Source organism: Streptomyces sp. NPDC044106, from assembly GCF_056433985.1.
This window is the reverse complement of sequence record NZ_JBWKFZ010000010.1, coordinates 157118-168779: the sequence shown is the minus strand read 5'-3', so window position 1 is coordinate 168779 and position 11662 is coordinate 157118. Positions and strand designations below refer to the sequence as shown.

The 11662-nt window shown below is 70.7% G+C and carries 13 protein-coding genes; 9 read left to right on the top strand and 4 right to left on the bottom strand.

The genetic code is table 11. The annotated features are described in order from the left end of the window. Positions 1 to 5 precede the first annotated feature (5 nt). The 4 genes from AC07DI_RS19800 (at position 6) to AC07DI_RS19785 (ending at position 3590) form a co-directional block, all read left to right on the top strand. On the top strand, positions 6 to 1460 hold the full coding sequence (locus AC07DI_RS19800) for an MFS transporter (RefSeq protein WP_478905398.1): 1455 nt from the start codon (positions 6 to 8) through the stop codon (positions 1458 to 1460). Between the two features lie 83 nt (positions 1461 to 1543). After that, on the top strand, positions 1544 to 2560 hold the full coding sequence (locus tag AC07DI_RS19795) for an aldo/keto reductase (protein ID WP_384255237.1): 1017 nt from the start codon (positions 1544 to 1546) through the stop codon (positions 2558 to 2560). A 25-nt stretch (positions 2561 to 2585) separates the two neighbouring features. Then, positions 2586 to 3170 carry a TetR/AcrR family transcriptional regulator gene (locus tag AC07DI_RS19790; protein WP_478905397.1) on the top strand — a complete coding sequence of 195 codons (585 nt, stop codon included), beginning with the start codon at positions 2586 to 2588 and terminating at the stop codon, positions 3168 to 3170. A gap of 45 nt (positions 3171 to 3215) precedes the next feature. Next, complete coding sequence (locus AC07DI_RS19785; RefSeq protein ID WP_384255233.1) at positions 3216 to 3590, top strand: hypothetical protein; 375 nt, start codon at positions 3216 to 3218, stop codon at positions 3588 to 3590. Positions 3591 to 3596: 6 nt separating this feature from the next. On the opposite strand, the gene AC07DI_RS19780 is transcribed toward AC07DI_RS19785, so the two are convergent. Further along, positions 3597 to 4022, bottom strand: a complete 426-nt coding sequence (locus AC07DI_RS19780; RefSeq protein WP_384255230.1) for a VOC family protein — start codon at positions 4020 to 4022, stop codon at positions 3597 to 3599. 78 nt (positions 4023 to 4100) lie between these two features. Here AC07DI_RS19780 and AC07DI_RS19775 point away from each other — a divergent pair, with 78 nt between their 5' ends. Beyond that, positions 4101 to 4997 carry a helix-turn-helix transcriptional regulator gene (locus tag AC07DI_RS19775; protein ID WP_478905396.1) on the top strand — a complete coding sequence of 299 codons (897 nt, stop codon included), beginning with the start codon at positions 4101 to 4103 and terminating at the stop codon, positions 4995 to 4997. Between the two features lie 49 nt (positions 4998 to 5046). On the opposite strand, the gene AC07DI_RS19770 is transcribed toward AC07DI_RS19775, so the two are convergent. Further along, positions 5047 to 6426 (bottom strand): glycine--tRNA ligase, encoded by a 1380-nt coding sequence (locus AC07DI_RS19770; protein ID WP_384255225.1) that lies wholly within the window; start codon positions 6424 to 6426, stop codon positions 5047 to 5049. A gap of 174 nt (positions 6427 to 6600) precedes the next feature. Here AC07DI_RS19770 and AC07DI_RS19765 point away from each other — a divergent pair, with 174 nt between their 5' ends. Genes AC07DI_RS19765 through AC07DI_RS19750 form a run of 4 tightly spaced genes read left to right on the top strand, consistent with a single transcriptional unit; the run spans position 6601 to position 9787 of the window. Beyond that, on the top strand, positions 6601 to 7575 hold the full coding sequence (locus tag AC07DI_RS19765) for a metal ABC transporter solute-binding protein, Zn/Mn family (RefSeq protein WP_384255223.1): 975 nt from the start codon (positions 6601 to 6603) through the stop codon (positions 7573 to 7575). 32 nt (positions 7576 to 7607) lie between these two features. Further along, positions 7608 to 8408: a metal ABC transporter ATP-binding protein gene (locus AC07DI_RS19760; RefSeq protein WP_384255220.1), complete on the top strand. Its 801-nt coding sequence runs from the start codon at positions 7608 to 7610 to the stop codon at positions 8406 to 8408. Positions 8409 to 8424: 16 nt separating this feature from the next. After that, positions 8425 to 9315: a metal ABC transporter permease gene (locus AC07DI_RS19755; protein ID WP_384255218.1), complete on the top strand. Its 891-nt coding sequence runs from the start codon at positions 8425 to 8427 to the stop codon at positions 9313 to 9315. A 25-nt stretch (positions 9316 to 9340) separates the two neighbouring features. Further along, positions 9341 to 9787 carry a Fur family transcriptional regulator gene (locus tag AC07DI_RS19750; RefSeq protein WP_384255216.1) on the top strand — a complete coding sequence of 149 codons (447 nt, stop codon included), beginning with the start codon at positions 9341 to 9343 and terminating at the stop codon, positions 9785 to 9787. Between the two features lie 87 nt (positions 9788 to 9874). Here AC07DI_RS19750 and AC07DI_RS19745 read toward each other — a convergent pair whose 3' ends face one another. Both AC07DI_RS19745 and recO read right to left on the bottom strand, forming a co-directional pair. Beyond that, the gene (locus AC07DI_RS19745) at positions 9875 to 10696 is read right to left on the bottom strand and encodes an isoprenyl transferase (protein WP_384255213.1); all 822 of its coding nucleotides are present in this window, start codon (positions 10694 to 10696) and stop codon (positions 9875 to 9877) included. A gap of 51 nt (positions 10697 to 10747) precedes the next feature. Further along, positions 10748 to 11500 carry a DNA repair protein RecO gene (gene recO / locus AC07DI_RS19740; protein ID WP_384255211.1) on the bottom strand — a complete coding sequence of 251 codons (753 nt, stop codon included), beginning with the start codon at positions 11498 to 11500 and terminating at the stop codon, positions 10748 to 10750. Between the last annotated feature and the right edge of the window lie 162 nt (positions 11501 to 11662).

The following is an 11662-nucleotide window of genomic DNA, read 5'->3' as shown; positions in this document are numbered from 1 at the left end:
GAAAGATGCCCGATGAACTCACTCACCGCCGACGGATGCTCGTCCTGGCGATCTGCTGTTCGAGCCTGCTCATCGTCACCCTCGACAACACGGTCCTGAACGTCGCGCTGCCCACCCTGCAGAAGGAGTTCGACGCGAGCGTCTCGGGGATGCAGTGGACGGTGGACGCGTACACGCTCGTCCTCGCCTCGCTCCTGATGCTCTCGGGCTCGACCGCCGACCGGATCGGCCGCCGCAAGATCTTCCTGGCGGGGCTCGTGATCTTCACACTCGGTTCGGTGCTCTGCTCGGTCGCCCCCAGCCTCGAATTCCTGGTGGCCTTCCGCATGGTGCAGGCGGTCGGCGGCTCCATGCTCAACCCGGTCGCCATGTCGATCATCACGAACACGTTCACCGAGCCGCGCGAGCGGGCCCGTGCCATCGGCGTCTGGGGCGGCGTGTCCGGAATCTCGCTCGCGGCGGGCCCGCTGGTCGGCGGCGTCCTCGTGGACTCGGTCGGCTGGCGCTCGATCTTCCTGATCAACGTGCCGGTGGGCCTCGCCGCGCTCCTCCTCACCCTGCGGTACGTCCCCGAATCGCGCGCCCCGCAGCCGCGCCGCCCCGACCCGGTGGGGCAGTTGCTCGTGATCGTGCTGCTCGGCGCGCTGACGTACGCGATCATCGAGGCGCCGCGGGCCGGCTGGACCTCACCGCTGATCCTCGCCTCCGCGGGCACGGCGGTGCTCGGCCTTGCCGGGCTGCTGCGGTACGAGCCGCGCCGCGATCAGCCCCTCATCGACCTGCGCTTCTTCCGGTCGGTGCCGTTCAGCGGGGCGACGGTGATCGCGGTCTGCGCCTTCGCGTCGCTCAGCGGCTTCCTCTTCCTCTCCACGCTCTACCTCCAGGACGTGCTGCGTCTCGACGCCCTGCACGCCGGGCTGTGGATGCTGCCGATCGCGGCCATGGCGCTGGTCTGCGGGCCGCTGTCGGGCCGTCTGGTGGGCAGCCGCGGCCCACGGATCCCGCTGCTGATCGCGGGGGTGACGATGACGGCGTCGGGCGTCCTCTTCGCCGGGTTCGACGCGGCGGCCTCCAGCGGGACGCGCCTCCTCGGCTACCTCCTCTTCGGCCTCGGCTTCGGCTTCGTGAACGCGCCGATCACCAACACGGCGGTCTCCGGGATGCCGCGTGCCCAGGCGGGCGTCGCCGCGGCCGTCGCGTCCACCAGCCGCCAGATCGGCACGACGCTGGGCGTCGCGGTGATCGGCGCGGTCCTCGCCTCGGGCGTGGCGTCCTCCTCGTACGCGGACGACTTCACACAGGCGAGCCGCCCCGCCTGGTGGATCATCGCGGGCTGCGGTCTGGCCGTACTGCTGCTCGGGGCGCTGACCAGCGGACGGTGGGCGCGCGACTCGGCACGCAGGACGGCGGAGCGGCTGGAGAAGGAGGCGCGGCCGGAGGCGGTGGCTGTGGCGAGGTGACAGACGGGAGCCGACAGCTCGCGAGGAACGACTGACAGATGACAGATATTGAAATCTGTCATCCGTCATGTCATCGTGGACGCATGCGCACTCTCACTCTCGGAACCACCGGCCCCCGCACCGCCGCCCTCGGCCTCGGCTGCATGGGCATGTCCGCGCTCTACGGGGACGCGGACCGCACCGAATCGATCGCGACGATCCACGCCGCCCTCGAAGCGGGCGTCACCCTCCTGGACACCGGCGACTTCTACGCCATGGGCCACAACGAAATGCTGATCGGCGAGGCCCTGCGCACCGCCCCGGCCGCCCGCCGCGAGCAGGCGCTGACCAGCGTCAAGTTCGGCGCCCTGCGCGATCCGGACGGCGGCTGGTCGGGGTACGACGGCCGCCCGGCCGCGGTCAGGAACTTCGCCGCGTACTCGCTGCAGCGCCTCGGCGTCGACCACATCGACGTCTACCGCATCGCCCGCATCGACCCCGACGTCCCGATCGAGGAGACGGTGGGCGCCATCGCGGAGCTGGTCGAGAAGGGGTACGTACGGCACATCGGCCTCTCCGAGGTCGGCGCCGACACGATCCGCCGGGCGGCGGCCACGGCCCCCATCTCCGACCTGCAGATCGAGTACTCCCTCATCTCGCGCGGCATCGAGGCGGAGATCCTGCCGACCGTCGCCGGGCTGGGTATCGGCGTCACGGCGTACGGCGTGCTCTCGCGCGGCCTGATCTCCGGCCACTTCACCCGCGACCGGCAGCTCGCCGCGAACGACTTCCGCTCGATGAGCCCCCGCTTCCAGGGCGAGAACCTCGACCGCAACCTCGACCTGGTCGACGCCCTGCGGAAGATCGCCGACCAGAAGGGCGTCAGCGTCGCGCAGACCGCCATCGCCTGGGTCCTCGCGCAGGGCCCCCGGCACGGCGCGGCCGTCGTGCCACTGGTCGGCGCGCGCCGCAGGGACCGGCTCGACGAGGCGCTCGGCGCCCTCGACGTGACGCTCGACGACGCGGACCTGGCGGCGATCGAGGCGGCCGTGCCCGCGGACGCGGCGGCCGGCGCGCGCTACCCGCAGGCGCAGATGGCACACCTCGACAGCGAGCGCTGAACCGGCCACGGGTACGGTCTGTGCCATGGCAACCGCGGCTCCCCTGACCCCCGAGCGCATCCTCGAAGCGACCGAGGAGGTGCTGCGCAGGCACGGTGCGGCCAAGGCCACGGTCGTCGACGTGGCCCGCGCCCTCGGGGTGAGCCACGGCACGGTGTACCGCCACTTCCGCACGAAGGCGGAGCTGCGCGGCGCGGTGACACGGCGCTGGCTGGACCGTACGTCCGAGTCGCTCTCCGGGATCGTCACCGGCGCCGAGCCGCCCGCGACGAAGCTGCGGCTCTGGCTGACAGGGCTCTTCGAGGCCAAGCAGCACAAGGCCGGTGACGATCCCGAACTCTTCGCCACGTACCTGGTGTTGACCGACGAGAACAGCGACGTGGTCGACCACCACATCGCCGAACTCACGGGACAGCTGACCGCGATCGTGCAACAGGGCGTGGACAGCGGCGACTTCGCGTCCGCCGACCCCGCGGTGACGGCCCGCGCCGTCTTCGACGCCACCTCCCGCTTCCACGACCCGTCCTACGCGCCGCACTGGTCCCGCCCCGGCATCGAGGACGCGTTCACGGCGGTCCTCGACCTGACCCTGCGGGGCCTGCGGGCCTAGGGAGGGCCACAACAGGGGCCGGGGAGCCGCGGATACAGTGATCGGATGCCGCTCGTCGAGATCACTTACGCGCCCCACGTCCCCGAAGCGACGCTCCGCGAACTCGGTTCGGTCCTCCCCCACCTGGTGTCCCTGGCGGTGGAGTGCCCCGAGGAGCCCTACGACGGCGATCTGCGGCCTGGCGACGTGGAGCTGCGCTTCCGTGAGCTCGGGCCGTGGGACCGCAGCGGCCTCGACTTCGTGATCGAGATCCGGTCGAAGTGGTTCGAGAGCCGGGCCGGCAACCGCCAGGAGCGGGTGGACCGGCTGCACGACGGCGTCAGGGCCGCGACCGGATGCGACGACTTCGGCATCTACCTGTCGCTTCCGGTCGCCGCGTGGTCCCAGGGCGAGGACGAGGACGAGGACGTGGAGGACTAGGCCCGCCTAGCGCCCGTCGTCCCTCGGCCGGTGCTCCACGTACTCGATCACCGTGCCGTCCCGGTGCCGCGCCGTGAAGCCCGAGCCCGTCGGGACCTTGATCAGCGGTTCGGTGATCTCCGCGCCCTCCGCCGCGAGCCGGTCCAGGTACGTGGCCGCCGAGTCGACCAGGAGTGTGCCGTGCGTCGCGCGGAACGGCGCCAGGGTCTCCTCCGTGCCCTCGATCAGGAGGAAGGCGCCGACCGCCGCGAGGGCGAGGTTCTTCTCGGGGTAGGTGAACCACATGTCGCGTTCGGTGCCGAGCAGCCGTTCGTACGACGCGGCCAGGGCGTCCAGCGTGCCGGGGCCCGTGTAGACGCGGATGAAGGGTCGGGGTTCGGTCAGGTCCGTGGAGTCGTTGCGGCGGCGCCACATCACAGGGGTTTGAGTCATGGGTCCAGCCTCCGGCCCGGCGGGCACCGCAACCAGTGGGGCATCTGTGGGGGTGAGTCCGGGTCATAGGCTGGCGCCATGGCGACCACGACGGAGACCGTCACCGCAACCACCAACGAGACCGCCGCCGCGACCGCGACCGCCGCGCTCCGGCGCGGACTCGGCGGGTTTCTGCGGGCCCACCGGGAGCGGACCTCCCCCGGCGACGTGGGGCTGCCCACTACCGCCCGCCGACGCACCTCGGGGCTGCGCCGCGAGGAGGTCGCCGTGCTCTCGGGGGTCTCCGTCGCCTGGTACACCTGGCTTGAACAGGGCCGCGTCGACACCTCGCGGCAGGTGCTCGACGCCGTGGCCCGCGCCCTGCGCCTCGACGACGCCTCCCACCGGCACGCCCTCGCCCTCGCCGGATTCGCTCCCGTCGGGTTCGCTCCCGCCGGATCCGCTCCCCCCGCCGAGGAGCCGCCCGCTCCGGTCGCCCCCGCACTCCGCGCCGTGCTCGACAGCTGGCCCGACAGCCCGGCGCTGCTCCTCGGCCCCGCCCTGGACATCCTCGCCCGGAACCGCGCGTACGCCGACGTGTGGCCCGACCCCGCGGAGCTCCCCGCCGAGCGGCGCAATCTGCTGCTCCTGCTCGTCGGCGACGAACGGCACCAGCGGCTGCTGCCCGGCTGGGAGTCCGTGGCCATGGACCTCTACCGGCACCTGCGCACGCACGCCGACCGCCGGCCCGGGGACGCGAGCTTCCTACGGCTCACGGCGCAACTGCGATCCGTGCGGCCGGACTTGGACGACTGGTGGGCCTGCAGGTCGGTCGGCGAGTTCGCCCCGCGGACCATCGAGCTCACACCGCGGGACGGCAGCGCGCCCCGGGCGTACCACATGACGCTGCTCCTCACCCCTCAGCCGCAGGACGCGTCGGTCCTCGTCCAGACTCCCCGCAGCCCCGCCGTGCGCGCGAAGCCCCCGGTTCCGTGACCCGGAACCGGGGGCTTCGCGTGGATCTCACCCAGGGGGCGTACGCGCGTCAGCAGCCCACGAGGCGCGTGGCGAGGTAGCCCTCGATCTGGTCGAGGGAGACCCGCTCCTGCTTCATCGAGTCGCGCTCGCGCACCGTCACGGCGTTGTCGTCGAGGGTGTCGAAGTCGACGGTGACGCAGTACGGCGTGCCGATCTCGTCCTGGCGGCGGTAGCGGCGGCCGATGGCGCCCGCGTCGTCGAAATCGATGTTCCAGTTCTGCCGGAGGGCCGCCGCGAGGCCCTTGGCCTTCGGGGACAGCTCAGGGTTGCGGGAGAGCGGCAGGACGGCGACCTTCACCGGAGCGAGGCGGTGGTCGAAGCGCATGACCGTGCGCTTCTCCAGCTTGCCCTTGGCGTTGGGCGCCTCGTCCTCGAAGTACGAGTCGAGCAGGAACGCGAGCATGGTGCGGCCGACACCGGCCGCGGGCTCGATGACGTACGGCGTGTAGCGCTCGCCGGCCTCCTGGTCGAAGTAGGAGAGGTCCTGGCCGGAGGCCTTGGAGTGCGCCGACAGGTCGTAGTCGGTGCGGTTGGCGACGCCTTCCAGCTCGCCCCACTCGCTGCCGCCGAACTGGAAGCGGTACTCGATGTCAGCGGTGCGCTTGGAGTAGTGGGAGAGCTTCTCCTGCGGGTGCTCGAACCACCGCATGTTCTCCTCGCGCAGGCCCAGGCCGGTGTACCAGTTCCAGCGCTGCTCCATCCAGTACTCCTGCCACTTCTCGTCCTCGCCCGGCTTGACGAAGAACTCCATCTCCATCTGCTCGAACTCGCGGGTGCGGAAGATGAAGTTGCCGGGCGTGATCTCGTTGCGGAAGGACTTGCCCATCTGCGCGATGCCGAACGGCGGCTTGCGGCGCGAGGTCTGCTGGACCTGGGCGAAGTTGGTGAAGATGCCCTGCGCGGTCTCGGGGCGCAGGTAGGCGACGGAGCCGCTGTCCTGGGTCGGGCCGAGGTGGGTGGAGAGCAGGCCGGAGAACTGCTTGGGCTCGGTGAACTGGCCCTTGTTGCCGCAGTTGGGGCAGTTGACGTCGGCGAGGGACTCCGGGGCGCGGCCCTTCTTCTCCTCGTACGCCTCTTCCAGGTGGTCCGCGCGGAAGCGCTTGTGGCAGGAGGTGCACTCGGTGAGGGGGTCCGTGAAGGTGGCGATGTGGCCGGAGGCCTGCCAGACCTCGCTGGCCAGGATCACGGACGAGTCGATGCCGACGACGTCCTCACGCGAGGTGACCATGTAGCGCCACCACTGGCGCTTCAGGTTCTCCTTCAGCTCGACGCCGAGCGGACCGTAGTCCCAGGCGGCACGCTGTCCGCCGTAGATCTCACTACAGGGGAAAACAAAGCCACGGCGCTTGCTCAGGCTGACGATGGTGTCGATCTTGTCGGCGGCCACGGTGCTCTCTTCATGACGACGGCGGGCGAAGCGGTAACTGCCAAAGCAGCGGCTTCGGGAGCGAATGCTTCAGGTTACCGGCGGCCTCACCCCCCTAATCAAATCGGTTCCGCTACAGCCTTGGCCAGGACCCCTTGTTGACAATCGTTTCCACTTTTGTTGAAAATGACTGTCATGAACGTACGACGCCTCATACCCGCCACCGCCCTCGCCTCCGCGACGGTCCTCGGCCTCACGGCCCTGACCGCCTGCACCACCTCCACCGCGGCCGGCAAGGACGGCAAGCTGGCCGTGACGGCGTCGTTCTATCCCATGCAGTACCTCGCGGAGCAGATCGGCGGCGACCACGTCTCCGTCACCACTCTCACCGAGCCCGGCCAGGAGCCGCACGATCTCGACGTGTCCGCCAGGCAGCGCGGACAGTTGGAGGAGTCCGACGTCGCCCTCTACCTCAAGGGCCTGCAGCCCGCCGTGGACGACGCGATCGACCAGTCGGGCATCGAGACCAAGGTCGACGCCGCCTCGCTCACCAGCCTGGAGAAGCACGGCAACGAGGTCGGCGGCCACGCCGATGAGCACGACCACGACCACGGCGACGAAGAGGACCACGGCCACTCCCACGACGGCGCCGACCCGCACATCTGGCTCGACCCGGTGAAGTACGCCGAGGTCGCCGAGGGCGTCGGCAAGGCCCTGGAGAAGGCCGACCCGGACCACGCGGCCACGTACAAGAAGAACACCGCGAAGCTCGTGAAGAAGCTCGGCGGCCTGGACACGTCCTTCAAGAACGGCCTGAAGGACACCGACTCCAAGGTCTTCATCACCACCCACGCCGCCTTCGGCTACCTCGCCGAGCGCTACGGCCTCACCGAGGAGGCCATCAGCGGCCTGGACCCCGAGGCCGAGCCCAGCGCCAAGCGCGTCAAGGACCTCCAGAGGATGGCGAAGGCCGACGGCGCCACCACGGTCTTCTACGAGACGCTCGTCAACGAGAAGACGGCGCGGACGCTCGCCAAGGACACCGGCCTGAAGACCGACGTGCTCGACCCCATCGAGGGCATCGTCCGCGGCAAGTCCAAGGGTGACGACTACATCCAGGTCATGGAGTCCAACCTCAAGGCCCTGCAGAAGGCCCTGGGCGCCAAGTGACCCCCTCTCCCGCGGCTACGGAGGCACGACCCATGAGCGAGACAGCCGGTTCCGGTGACGGCAGGCACGGCGGCGAAGCCGTCATATCCCTGCGCAAGGTGACGGCCGAGCTCGGCTCGCGCCCCGTCCTGCGCGGCATCGACCTCACCGTGCGCCGCGGCGAGGTCGTCGCCCTGCTCGGCGCCAACGGCTCGGGCAAGTCCACCGCCGTACGCACCGTCATAGGGCAGGTCCCCGTCACCGGCGGCGAGGTCGAGATCTTCGGCACCCCGCGCCGCCGCTTCCGCGACTGGGCCCGCGTCGGGTACGTACCGCAGCGCACCACCGCGGCGGGCGGCGTGCCCGCGACGATCAACGAGGTCGTCACCTCCGGGCGGCTCTCCCGCGCCCGCTTCGGCGTGCTCCGCAAGGCCGACCGCGAGGCCGTCGCCCGCGCCATCGACCTCGTCGGCCTCACCGACCGCGCCAAGGACTCCGTGAACGCGCTCTCCGGCGGCCAGCACCAGCGCGTCCTCATCGCCCGCGCCCTGGCCTCCAGGCCGGAGCTGCTGATCATGGACGAACCGATGGCGGGCGTCGACCTGGCCAGCCAGGAGGTGCTCGCCTCCACCCTGCGCCAGCAGGTCGCCGAGGGCGCCTCCGTCCTGCTCGTCCTGCACGAACTGGGCCCTCTCGAGCCGCTGATCGACCGCGCCGTGGTCCTGCGCGACGGCTGCGTCATGCACGACGGCCCGCCGCCGCACGCGGTCGGGCAGCACGCCCTGCCGGGCCACGACCACGTCCACCCGCACACCGCCGACGCGGAACCGGTCCGCACCGGCCTGCTGACCTGACCGAGGGCGAAGAATCATGGAAATCCTCGAATACGCCTTCATGCAGCGGGCGCTGCTCGCCGCCGTCCTGGTCGGTATCACCGCGCCCGCCGTCGGCATCTACCTCGTCCAGCGCCGCCAGGCCCTGATGGGCGACGGCATCGGCCACGTCGCGATGACCGGCGTCGGCCTCGGCTTCCTGCTCTCGGCCTCGCCGGTGTGGATGGCGACGGCGGTCGCCATCGTCGGCGCCGTCGTCATGGAGCTGATCCGCTGGTACGGCAAGACGCGCGGCGACATCGCCCTGGCGATGCTCTTCTACGGCGGCATGGCGGGCGGCGTCATGTTCATCAACCTCGCCCCCGGCGGCTCGAACGCCAACCTCCAGTCGTACCTCTTCGGCTCGCTCTCGACCGTCTCCGAGGAGGACGTCACGGCGATCTGCCTGCTCGCCGCCTTTGTGGTCCTCGTCACGGTCGGGCTGCGCCGCCAGCTCTTCGCGGTCAGCCAGGACGAGGAGTTCGCGCGCGTGACCGGGCTCCCGGTGCGCGCCCTGAACCTGCTCACCGCCGTCACCGCGGCGGTCACCGTCACCGTCGCCATGCGCGTCGTCGGCCTGCTCCTGGTCTCCGCGCTGATGGTGGTGCCGGTGGCGGCGGCGCAGCAGCTGACCCGGAGCTTCGCGGCGACCTTCGTGATCTCGGTGGCGCTCGGCATCGCGACGACGCTCGGCGGCACGGTGACGTCGTACTACCAGGACGTCCCGCCCGGCGCGACGATCGTGCTGCTCACCATCGGTGCCTTCATCGTCCTCACCGTGCTCGCGACGCCGCTGGCCAGGCGCAGGGCGCGGGCCGTGGCCGCCGCGGAGGCGGCCGGTGAACCCGCGGAGTGCTCGGTCCCGGCCCAGCCGGTGGCCAAGACCTGACCTGGCTCCGGGCCGACCTGGCACAATGGCCCGGCAGGCCCAGACCAGAGCGCAACGCGAGGAGGCAACCGTGGGAGCCCCGGTTCGAGGCAGGTCGACCCGCCAGCGTGCGGCGGTGGCCGCGGCGCTCGACGACGTGGACGAATTCCGCAGCGCCCAGGAGCTGCACGACATGCTCAAGCACAAGGGCGACTCGGTCGGTCTGACCACGGTCTACCGCACCCTCCAGTCCCTCGCCGACGCGGGCGAGGTCGACGCCCTGCGCACCAACGAGGGCGAGACGGTCTACCGCCGCTGCTCGACCGGCGACCACCATCACCACCTGGTCTGCCGCGTCTGCGGCAAGGCGGTCGAGGTCGAGGGCCCGGCGGTCGAGAAGTGGGCCGAGTCGATCGCGGGCGAGCACGGTTTCGTGAACGTGGCGCACACGGTGGAGATCTTCGGCACGTGCCAGGAGTGCGCGAACAAGTAGCGCGCAGCCGTCCCGTACGGACGTGAACAGGGCCTGTACCGTCGGTGTGACGGTACGGGCCCTGTCCGTGTCCCTGCGCCTAGGTCCCTAACTGTTCGCGATCTGCTCCTCGTTGGGGATCGCGCCGCCGAAGCGGCGGTCGCGCCCGGCGTATTCGAGGCAGGCCCGCCACAGGTCGCGCCGGTCGAAGTCCGGCCACAGGACGTCCTGGAAGACCATCTCGGCGTAGGCGCTCTGCCAGAGCAGGTAGTTGGACGTGCGCTGCTCGCCGCTCGGGCGCAGGAAGAGGTCGACGTCCGGCATGTCCGGGTAGTACAGGTACTTGGCGAAGGTCTTCTCGTTGACCTTGGACGGGTTGAGCCGCCCCGCCTTCACGTCCTCCGCCATCGCCTGGGCGGCGTCCGCGATCTCGGCGCGGCCGCCGTAGTTCATGCAGAAGTACAGGGTGAGCCTGTCGTTGTCCTTGGTCTGCTCCTGGGAGATCTCCAGCTCCCTGGCGACCGACTTCCACAGCTTGGGCATCCGGCCCACCCAGCGCACCCGCACGCCGAGGTCGTCCAGCTGGTCGCGGGTCTTGCGGATGAAGTCGCGGTTGAAGTTCATCAGGAACTTCACCTCGTCCGGGGACCGTTTCCAGTTCTCCGTGGAGAAGGCGTACAGCGAGATCGCCCCGACGCCCATCTCGATGCTGCCCTGGAGCACGTCGAGGACGCGCTCGGCGCCGACCTTGTGCCCCTCGGTGCGCGGCAGGCCACGGTCCTTGGCCCAGCGTCCGTTGCCGTCCATGACGATCGCCACGTGCCGCGGGACGAGCTCACCGGGGATCTTCGGCGGCCGGGCGCCCGAGGGGTGCGGCTCGGGCTGCGTGTACTCACGGCGGGACCGTCCGAGGATTCCGCGTCGTGCCATGGGGGGCTCTCTCCTACCTAGCTGTTCACCGCACGCGACGTACTCACGTGCTCACGTACTTTTCTCTACGTACCGCAGGGAGCGCAGTCCGCGCTCCAGGTGCCAGTGCAGATAGGCGGAAACAAGCCCGCTGCCCTCCCTGGCGTGCCGCGCCTCGCACGCGTCCGCCGTCTCCCAGTCGCCGGTCAGCAGCGCGCCGAGCAGCGTGAGCGTCTCCGCCGACGGCACGACGCTGCCGGGCACCCGGCAGTCGACGCAAATCGATCCGCCCGCCGCGACGGAGAAGAAGCGGTTCGGTCCCGGCATGCCGCACTTCGCGCAGTCGGTGAAGCTCGGCGCGTAGCCGTTGACGGCCAGGGAGCGGAGCAGGAAGGCGTCGAGCACGAGGTGGGGCTCGTGCTCGCCGCGGGCCAGGACCCGCAGCGCGCCGACGAGCAGCAGATACTGCTGCACGGCCGGCTCACCCTCGTGGTCGGTGAACCGCTCGGCGGTCTCCAGCATGGCCGTCCCGGCCGTGTAGCGCGCGTAGTCCGTGACGATCCCGCTGCCGTACGGGGCGATCGTCTCACTCTGCGTACACAGGGGAAGCCCGCGCCCGACGAGTTCGCTCCCCCGCGCGAAGAACTGCACGTCGACGTGGGAGAAGGGTTCGAGCCGCGCCCCGAACTTGGACTTGGTGCGGCGCACCCCGCGGGCCACGGCGCGTACCCGCCCGTGACCGCGCGTGAGCAGCGTGATGATGCGGTCCGCTTCGCCCAGCTTCTGGGTGCGCAGCACAATGCCGTCGTCGCGGAACAGACTCATTGCCGACCCCCACGGGTGCCCGGCCGGGGGTACGGGGGTCGCCCCCCGGAAGACAGCAGCATGATGCGGTCCGCTTCGCCCAGCTTCTGGGTGCGCAGCACAATGCCGTCGTCGCGGAACAGACTCATTGCCGACCCCCACGGGTGCCCGGCCGGGGGTACG